The sequence below is a fragment of the Actinotignum timonense genome, from assembly GCF_900155575.1.
Classification (GTDB): Bacteria; Actinomycetota; Actinomycetes; order Actinomycetales; family Actinomycetaceae; genus Actinotignum; species Actinotignum timonense.
Map to the genome: position 1 here is coordinate 1 of NZ_LT706973.1, position 1,391 is coordinate 1,391.

A 1,391-nucleotide genomic window follows, 5' to 3' on the forward strand; every position below is an offset into this window, starting at 1 on the left:
CCCGGCGCGCACCCACCGCCGCATCGGGCTGCGGGTCATCGGGGCCGATGCCGCTCGGGCCGTTCCCGCACCAGCCGGTGGTCACGCCCTCCAGGCCCAGGCGCGAGGTGGCCCGCAGGGTGTCGTGATTGGAGAGCACCCAGGTGGTGGGGGCACCCACGGCGTCGGTGGCACGCAGCGAGGATTCGATGAGCGCATTAATGCGGTCCGCACGCCAGGGCGCGGAAAGGTATTCGAAGTTGAAAGCCTGCTGCATTTCATCGCTGCGCACGTATCGAGCCAGGTCTTCCTCGGTATCCACCCAGGCTTCGGCCACCATCATGCGATCGCGCCCGTATTCATCCAGGATCGCGCGCCATTCGCGGTAAATATCGTGGACGGCGGGCTGGTTGGCCATGGGAGCGGGCGGCACGTTCACGTCCGGGTTGTAGCGCACGTCCTCCACCTTGTAGGGCCAGTCCGGGAGGGCCGGATCTTTGGCCAGGCCGTGGGCCACATCTACCCGCAGGCCATCCACGCCCCGATCCATCCAGAAACGAATGGTGTGAGCAAATTCATCATGAATAGCCGGGCTTTCCCAGTTGACATCTGGCTGCGAACGGTCAAACAGGTGCAGGTACCAGGTTTCTTCACGCTCCTGCGGGGTGCCTTTCACCCAGGGAATCTCCTTGACCTGCGACCAGGCCGGCCCACCGAAGGAGGACAGCCAATCCGTGGGCGGCTCGCTCCCACCTTCCCCGCGCCCGGGCCGGAACCAGAAATTATCGCGCTGCGGGGCGCCCGCGCCTGCCAGCACCGCTTCCCGGAAGAGCTTGTGATCCCAGGAGGTGTGGTTCGGGACGATATCCACAATGACTTTCATGCCGTGCGCGTGGGCGGCCTCGATGAGCCGCTCAGCATCGGCGAGGGTGCCGAAGCGCGGGTCGACATCGCGATAATCGGCCACGTCATACCCGGCATCGAATTGCGGGGACACATAGAAAGGCGAAAGCCACACCGCATCCACCCCGAGCTTCTCCAAATAATCGAATTTTTCGGTGATGCCGGGCAGGGTGCCGAGCGGCCCGCCGCTCGACGCATAGGACCGCGGATAAATCTGGTAAATAACGGCATCGCGCCACCACTGGTCACGCTGCTGGGGCGGGTGGATAACAGTGCCGGGGTGTTGTGCTGTCACGATCAACCTCTTCGTTGCCGGGAACCGGTGCCGGTTAGCACCGCACTTCCAAGCTTACGTGAAAGGTACGACGGCGCAGGCAGCTAGGCGAGCGCTCCCCCGGCGGCGCTGAGTTTGCGGCGGAATTCTTCCAGATCCCGGGCCGGGCCGGCCGGGAGTTCCCCGCCGTGTTCCGCAGCGGCTTCGAGCGCCGCGATGGCGGCCTGCCAGGCGG

1 protein-coding gene is annotated in these 1,391 nt (G+C 65.2%); it reads right to left on the reverse strand.

Features of this window, described 5'->3' with window-relative positions; translation table 11 throughout:
* On the reverse strand, nt 1-1,177 hold a 1,177-nt coding region (locus CZ322_RS09645), incomplete at its 3' end, for an alpha-amylase family glycosyl hydrolase (protein WP_087071223.1).
* Nucleotides 1,178-1,391 lie beyond the last annotated feature (214 nt).